We start from the raw sequence: 6666 nt of genomic DNA on the forward strand, positions 1-6666 counted from the left end.
ATGAATCAAGGAGAACGACACCGATGAAATACGAAACCCAGAAGGTGGCGCTGCCATTCTTCATGGTGGCCATGGCGCTCTTCGCGCTGCAGATCGTCTTCGGGCTGCTGGCTGCCTCTGTCTACGTCTGGCCCAACTTCATGGCCGAGCTGATGCCCTTCAACATCATGCGCGCCAGCCACACCAACCTGCTGATCGTCTGGCTGCTGATCGGCTTCATGGGCTGCACCTATTACCTGATGCCGGAGGAAGCCGAGCGCGAGATTCACAGCCCGGGGCTGGCCTATCTGCAGCTGGGTATCTTCGCCTTCGCCGGGGCCGCCGCCCTGGTCGGCTATCAGTTCGGCATCCACGAGGGGCGCGAGTTCCTCGAGCAGCCGTTCTGGGTCAAGGTGCTGATCACCATCTCGTTTCTGATATTCCTGTTCAACACCAGCATGACGCTGGCCAAGGGACGCAAGACCGCCATCAACCTGGTGCTGATGCTGGGCCTGTGGCTGGCCGCGGTATTCTGGCTGTTCGCCTTCTACAATCCCTCCAACCTGGCGGTGGACAAGCTCTACTGGTGGTGGGTCGTGCACCTCTGGGTCGAGGGTGTCTGGGAGCTGATCATGGCCTCGCTGCTCGGCTACCTGCTGATCAAGATGACCGGCGTCGACCGCGAGGTGATCGAGAAGTGGCTCTATATCATCGTCGGCCTGGCGCTGTTCTCGGGCCTGCTGGGTACCGGCCACCATTATTACTGGATAGGAGCGCCGAGCTACTGGCAACCCATTGGCAGCATCTTCTCCACCCTGGAGGTGGTCCCCTTCTTCGCCATGGTGGTGTTCGCTTTCACGATGTTCTGGAAGGGCAGCCGTAACCACCCCAACAAGGCCGCCATGCTGTGGGCTCTGGGTTGCCCGGCCGTGGCCTTCTTCGGCGCAGGCGTGTGGGGCTTCATGCACACGCTGTCATGGGTCAACTACTACAGCCACGGTACCCAGGTCACCGCCGCCCACGCTCACCTGGCCTTCTACGGCGCTTACGTGATGGTGGTCCTCGGCGTGATCACCTTCGCCATGCCGCAGCTGCGGCGCGTGCAGCCGTATAACCAGGTCTTGAATATGTGGGGCTTCTGGGTCATGACCTCCGCCATGGCGTTCATGACCTTCACTCTAACCTTCGCCGGGGTGGTACAGACGCATCTGCAGCGCGTGATGGGCATGAACTACATGGAGGTACAGGATCAGCTGACGCTGTTCTATGTCATGCGCTTGGGCGCCGGGGTGGCCGTGGCCGTGGGGGCTGTAATGCTGCTCTACGCCTTCTTCGGCCCCGCCCGCGTGCAGGTGCCGGCCGGTGGTTCTCAGCTGACCGCAGGCCCCGAGCGGGCCTGACCACCCGAGGGCCCCAACCGGGGCCCTCTTCCGTTCACCCTGACGGGAGTGACCTTCATGCCCCTTTCCTCCGTGGCCGCCAACGCCAGCGAGCAAGAGATTCCCTACTACCAGAGCGTCGGCAACGAGTGCACCATGTTTGAGCAGGCGTTCCAGCAACGCTTGCCGCTGCTACTCAAGGGGCCGACCGGCTGCGGCAAGACCCGCTTCGTCAGCCATATGGCGGCGAAGCTCGGCAAGCCTCTGTTCACCGTCTCGTGCCACGATGATCTGACCGCCGCCGACCTCACCGGGCGCTACCTGCTGCAGGGCGGCGAGACTCGCTGGGTCGACGGACCACTGACCCGCGCCGTGCGCGAGGGCGGCATCTGTTACCTCGACGAGGTGGTGGAGGCTCGCAAGGACGTTACCGTGGTAATGCATCCGCTTACCGACGACCGACGGATGCTGCCGCTGGAACGCACCGGCGAGCTGCTCGAGGCGCCCGACGACTTCATGCTGGTGGTCTCCTACAACCCCGGCTACCAGCACATACTCAAGTCGCTCAAACCCAGCACCCGCCAGCGTTTCGTGGCGATGTCCTTCGACTTCCCGCCCCCCGGGTTGGAGCGCGACATCGTGGCCCGCGAGAGCGGCCTGCCGGCCGATCAGTGCGCCGCCTTGGTCAACCTGGCGTCGAGCCTGCGTGACATGAAGGGACAGGACCTGGAGGAAGGCGTGTCCACCCGCCTGCTGGTCTACTGCGCGATCCTGATCCAGGCCGGCATGCCGATCCTGGAGGCCGCTCGCGCCACACTGGTGGAGCCGCTCTCCGACGACGCGGACGTCCAGGAGGGGCTCATGGAAGCCATCCGGGCCACTTTCGGTTGAGGTAATCTCTCATGTCCATGCTCGATTTCCTCGAGGTCGAGGAGTTCGTCGGCCGCCATTGGCACCGCTGGGCCTCCGGGGCAGCGAGCTATCCGGACCATCCCGAGGCGGCGGTGAGCCTCGAGAGCCTGCGCCCCATGCTTGGGGTCTTCTTCCGCGCCGGTGGCGGCGAGGCGGGGATCGAAGTGGGCGCCATCGCTCGGCGTGGTTCCGCTCATCGGTTGAGCCTTCGCCAGCGCCTGGGACTCGACGAGGAGGACCTCGACCAGGCCCGCCGTGACGAGGAGCACCTTCTGTTGCCGCCGCGCCTGGCGCTCTTTTCCGAGGCCGCCCTCAACCGCGACCTCTATCTCTGGCTCACCATCTTCCTGGCCGAGGCCAGGCCGGTGACGCGGCCCACGGACCCGCTGCAGGATGATCTTCAGCGCCTGCGCGAAGCACGTCGCACCGCGCGAGCGGCGCTGGCCCGCTTCCCGGGGCTGACAGACCGCTACGTGCGCCTATGCGGCGAGCTGCTTACCATTCGTCCCCGACGTAAGCTCCTGCCGCCCATGGAAGCGGCGCTGGAAACGGCCCTGTGCGCCGAGCTGGGTGCCCCCGACCCCGAGGGGGAGTGGGGCCAGGCCATGCAGCGGGCCATCCGCGAGGAGGCCTTCTCCCTGGACGACTTCCGCGCGCCTCGCGACTACCGGCCGCCTCTTCCGGTACCACTGTGGGGCCAGGCCGTGACCTTGGGGACCCGAGATGGTGACCGCGAGGAGAACGTAGACGACGACGAGGAACTGGCCCGCGCCGGTGCCACCCCCGAGGACGACCGAGGCAAGCGCAAGGCCGACCGGCGCGAGCAGGACCAGGCCGACCGCGACGATCCGCTGATCCTCAACGCCTCCGAGAAGATGCTCTCCTGGGCCGAGATGGTGAACCTCAACCGCCATGTGGAGGACGAGGAAGAGGAGGAGGCCAAGAAGGCCGCCGACCAGATCGACGAGATCGTGCTGACGCCGAACCGCAAGAAGGCGGCCTCCAGGCTCAAGCTTGATCTCGATCTGGCCCCGGACGAGGTCTCCGGCGGCCGGCTGAAGGGGCGCCATACCTATCCCGAATGGAACCATCGCAAACAGGCCTACCTGCCCGACCACTGCGTGGTGATAAGCGACGTGCAGAGCGAGGAGGGGGAGCACTGGACGCCCGACGAGGTGACGCGGCGCCGCATACGCCGGGTGCGCCGCGAGTTCGAGGCCCTGCGCCCGCGACGCGAGCTCCTGCGCGGCCAGCTGGACGGCAGCGAGCTCGACATGGACGCGGTGATCCGCTCGCGCTGCGACCTGGCCGCCACCGGCGAGTCCAGCGATCGGCTCTACCAGGACAGTCGCACCCAGGCCCGTGACCTGGCGGTATCGATCCTGGTGGACGTGTCGCTCTCCACCGAGGCCTGGCTGGAGGACCGCCGAGTGCTGGACGTCGCCAAGGAGGCGCTGCTGGTGCTGGGCCACGGCCTGGCCGGCTGCGGCGACGACTACGCCATCCACAGCTTCACTTCCCAGCGGCGCCATAAGGTGTGGGTGAAGACCCTCAAGGACTTCGAAGAACCCATGGGCGAGCGGGTCTCTCGGCGCATCGCCGCGCTCAAGCCGGGTTCCTATACCCGCATGGGGCCGGCCATCCGCCATATCACCGGCAAGCTTGCCGAGCGGCCCAACCGGCATCGGCTGCTGCTGTTGCTCACCGACGGCAAGCCCAATGACAACGACTATTACGAGGGGCGCTACGGCATCGAGGACACCCGCAAGGCGGTGCTCGAGGCGCGCCGCCAGGAGGTACGAGTGTTCGGCGTGACCATCGACCGCGAGGCGGGGCGCTATATCCCGCACCTGTTCGGCCGCGGCGGCTACGCCATCGTGCAGCGTCCCGAGCATCTTTCCCTGGCGCTGCCGGGGATCTATCGACAGATCATCGCCACCTGAACTTTCGCGCATCAAAGAGGTGTCACCCCATGTCCCCCCGTTCACGCCTCCTGTTGGCCGTGGCGGCCTGGTGTCTGGCCGCCGTGGCAGTAGTGCTGCCGCTGGTGTGGCTGATCAACAACCGCGACTGGGGCGTGGCGCTGATGCTTGCGGTGCCCTTCGTGGTCTACGGGCTGCTGCGCCTGGGACGCGTCCTGGAAGGCTGGGCACAGGCAACGCCGCCGCCGGGCCGTGGGAACTCTCAAGAGTGAACTCTACGAAGAAGCGGCGAAGGGAGGGCGACTCCCGATTTAAGTCAGATCGTGGCGGCTCGATCGAATCCGACGAGATGGTCATCGAGAGACCAGATATAGACACGGCGGCCAGCATTCTGATCACAGAGCCGTTGCCAGTCGTGAATGATCGATAGGTCGGCCAGGCCGCTGCCGCGTCCGGCATGGTCAGGAAACTCCTCCAGCCATGCCTGGAGTTGGTCTGCCTTCAGAAAGCTGACCGGCTTGAATGGGCTCTGGCCTTTCAAGGCATCACTGACCTGTTGGACAAAGCGTTCGGCACAAGCACGGCGCTGCCGGCCGTCACCGTTCTGGCCGATATGATTACCGGTCTCCAGTATCGTGGCCATGGGTAGGAAGAGCTCCTCTCGTCGAATGGCCAGTCGCTCATTCAGTACGCCAAGAACCTCGGCGTACCGAGTGGCCTTTCCAGGCACTCTGAGGATCTCCACGAAGACAGACGTATCAATAAGACAAATGGCGCTCATCCTTGTGACTCCGTGTCCTTCTTGAGGACTTCCAGCCACTGAAGGGCGGCGGCTTGACGCTCTTCCGGGGTGCTATCGTCCTTGACGAAGCGCTCTAGCACCTTCCGGGTCATCAGCTGCCCAAGCGGTCCCTGGGCGACCAGTTCGCTGTAGCGTTCCATGTCGCCGAGGCGCACCAGGCGGCTGTCCCCCTCATGGGGATGGCGATAACAGCAGAGCACGTCGGCCAAGGCGTTGTCGGGGAGGGCGTCCAGTAGGGCGGGGTTGTGGGAGGTGAGCAATACGCGCAGTTGGCGGCGGCTGGCCACATCGCGGATCTGCTGAACCAGCACGTCCGCACGGCTGGGGTGCACCCCGTTATCGACCTCCTCGATGATGATCAGGGATCCTTCCGGAGCAGATAGCAGGGCCGCACCCACGGCCAAGACGCGCAATGTGCCATCCGACAATAGTGGGGCATCCACAAAGCGCTGCTGCTCTCCGAAGGTCTCTTCCAGGCTTACCATGACATCCTGTCGTGGCGTCTCAATGAACTGGATATCGGTGATGTCCTGCTCGGGCAGGGAGCGGATGAAAGCCAGCAGCGCCTGCTTGCTCTCAGGTTGCTGGCACAGCTGGTAGAGCACCGCCGAGAGGTTACTGCCATCTTCCTTGAGATATTTATCACCGGCGTATTCGTAATTCCGCATCTGGGCCGGGCGTGGGTCGAGAAAGACGATATTGCGTAACGTTTCGCGCAGGGAGCGCGTCACCTCGGGTATCAGCGTTTGGGCCTCGCCATGGGACTGTTGAAAGCGGCCGGGGGTCTCCAGTTGATAAAACACGGCCTGTCGGTTGGAGCAGGGGATATGCGGCTTCTTTGGCCCCTTACGGAAGTTGTTATAGGCGATGCTGATTTCGTCGCTGTGCTCATTTGGCTCGCTGTCCACACGATAGAGGGGGACCTTCTGATCAGGGTGGGTAATCTGCTCACCGGCTACTACCAGCTGGTCGTTGAATTGGTCGATGCTGATGGAGAAGTCACTCCACCCTTCCGGCGCGTCGGCCAGGTGGGCATCCAGGCTGAAAGCCTGCTCGGGATCCAGGAAGAGGTCACGGGCCTGGCCCCGGACGACGGTGTCGCCGCCCTGGATATCCCGTTCAATATCATCCAGGCGCTTGCCCTTGGCCAACCAGTTCAACAGACGGATGGCTTCCAGAGCATTGCTCTTGCCCGATGCGTTGGGGCCGATCAGGAAGGTCAGGGGCGCGAGCTCCAGGGTGGCTTCCCGGTAGCTCTTGAAGTTGGTCAGCCGAATGGACTTCAGCATCTTGCTTCCCCTTGACCGATTCGATGCCACCGATGTTAGCGACATTTGGTCCCGGGGTCAGCCACTGGAATGAGTGGATGTGGATCGGTCGCATCGGTTGGTACCTTGAGGTAGACCATCAGCAGCCGCTGAGCCTTGAAGCCGGTGGCGACGACCACCAAGCCCGCCGACCACAGCGGCAGCGCCTGCCAGTCATCCTGGTCGAGGCGCGCCGAGACCATCGAGAGCACCGTCAGGGCCATCAGCAGGGCCCAGATCAGGTCGACCATGTGCCAGAAGGCGGCGGCGGTCTCCACGTTCTCGGTGGAGGTGTGCCAGGTCACCAGGGCCAGCAGCGCCAGGCCGAACAGTACTCCCAGCGCCATGGCGGCCCCGAGCCACTG

At 64.3% G+C, this 6666-nt stretch carries 6 protein-coding genes and 1 pseudogene; 4 read left to right on the forward strand and 3 right to left on the reverse strand.

The annotated features are described in order from the left end of the window. Positions 1-23: 23 nt before the first annotated feature. From ACESMD_RS09230 to ACESMD_RS09245, 4 genes are read left to right on the forward strand one after another with little or no spacing between them, the layout of a single operon-like run. Positions 24-1379: a cbb3-type cytochrome c oxidase subunit I gene (locus tag ACESMD_RS09230; RefSeq protein WP_372612474.1), complete on the forward strand. Its 1356-nt coding sequence runs from the start codon at positions 24-26 to the stop codon at positions 1377-1379. A gap of 57 nt (positions 1380-1436) precedes the next feature. Next, on the forward strand, positions 1437-2249 hold the full coding sequence (locus tag ACESMD_RS09235; RefSeq protein ID WP_372612476.1) for a CbbQ/NirQ/NorQ/GpvN family protein: 813 nt from the start codon (positions 1437-1439) through the stop codon (positions 2247-2249). A gap of 11 nt (positions 2250-2260) precedes the next feature. Continuing rightward, on the forward strand, positions 2261-4213 hold the full coding sequence (locus ACESMD_RS09240; RefSeq protein ID WP_372612478.1) for a nitric oxide reductase activation protein NorD: 1953 nt from the start codon (positions 2261-2263) through the stop codon (positions 4211-4213). A gap of 29 nt (positions 4214-4242) precedes the next feature. Then, positions 4243-4464, forward strand: a complete 222-nt coding sequence (locus ACESMD_RS09245; protein WP_372612480.1) for a hypothetical protein — start codon at positions 4243-4245, stop codon at positions 4462-4464. Between the two features lie 44 nt (positions 4465-4508). On the opposite strand, the gene ACESMD_RS09250 is transcribed toward ACESMD_RS09245, so the two are convergent. The 3 genes and pseudogenes from ACESMD_RS09250 to ACESMD_RS09260 all read right to left on the reverse strand — a co-directional run. Beyond that, positions 4509-4973 (reverse strand): hypothetical protein, encoded by a 465-nt coding sequence (locus tag ACESMD_RS09250; protein WP_372612482.1) that lies wholly within the window; start codon positions 4971-4973, stop codon positions 4509-4511. Then, positions 4970-6283 (reverse strand): AAA family ATPase, encoded by a 1314-nt coding sequence (locus ACESMD_RS09255; protein ID WP_372612484.1) that lies wholly within the window; start codon positions 6281-6283, stop codon positions 4970-4972. Before ACESMD_RS09255 ends, ACESMD_RS09250 begins: the two co-directional genes overlap by 4 nt. Before the next feature lie 35 nt (positions 6284-6318). Next, positions 6319-6666: pseudogene (locus tag ACESMD_RS09260) on the reverse strand (hypothetical protein); the annotation flags it as partial.

Origin of the sequence: Halomonas sp., assembly GCF_041689495.1 — a bacterium.
Taxonomy (GTDB): domain Bacteria; phylum Pseudomonadota; class Gammaproteobacteria; order Pseudomonadales; family Halomonadaceae; genus Halomonas.

Excerpts from the sequence above, each read along its gene's own strand:
- ACESMD_RS09230 (WP_372612474.1), top strand. The coding sequence starts at position 24 with ATGAAATACGAAACCCAGAAGGTGGCGCTGCCATTCTTCATGGTGGCC.
- ACESMD_RS09235 (WP_372612476.1), top strand. The coding sequence starts at position 1,437 with ATGCCCCTTTCCTCCGTGGCCGCCAACGCCAGCGAGCAAGAGATTCCC.
- ACESMD_RS09240 (WP_372612478.1), top strand. The coding sequence starts at position 2,261 with ATGTCCATGCTCGATTTCCTCGAGGTCGAGGAGTTCGTCGGCCGCCAT.
- ACESMD_RS09245 (WP_372612480.1), top strand. The coding sequence starts at position 4,243 with ATGTCCCCCCGTTCACGCCTCCTGTTGGCCGTGGCGGCCTGGTGTCTG.
- ACESMD_RS09250 (WP_372612482.1), bottom strand. The coding sequence starts at position 4,973 with ATGAGCGCCATTTGTCTTATTGATACGTCTGTCTTCGTGGAGATCCTC.
- ACESMD_RS09255 (WP_372612484.1), bottom strand. The coding sequence starts at position 6,283 with ATGCTGAAGTCCATTCGGCTGACCAACTTCAAGAGCTACCGGGAAGCC.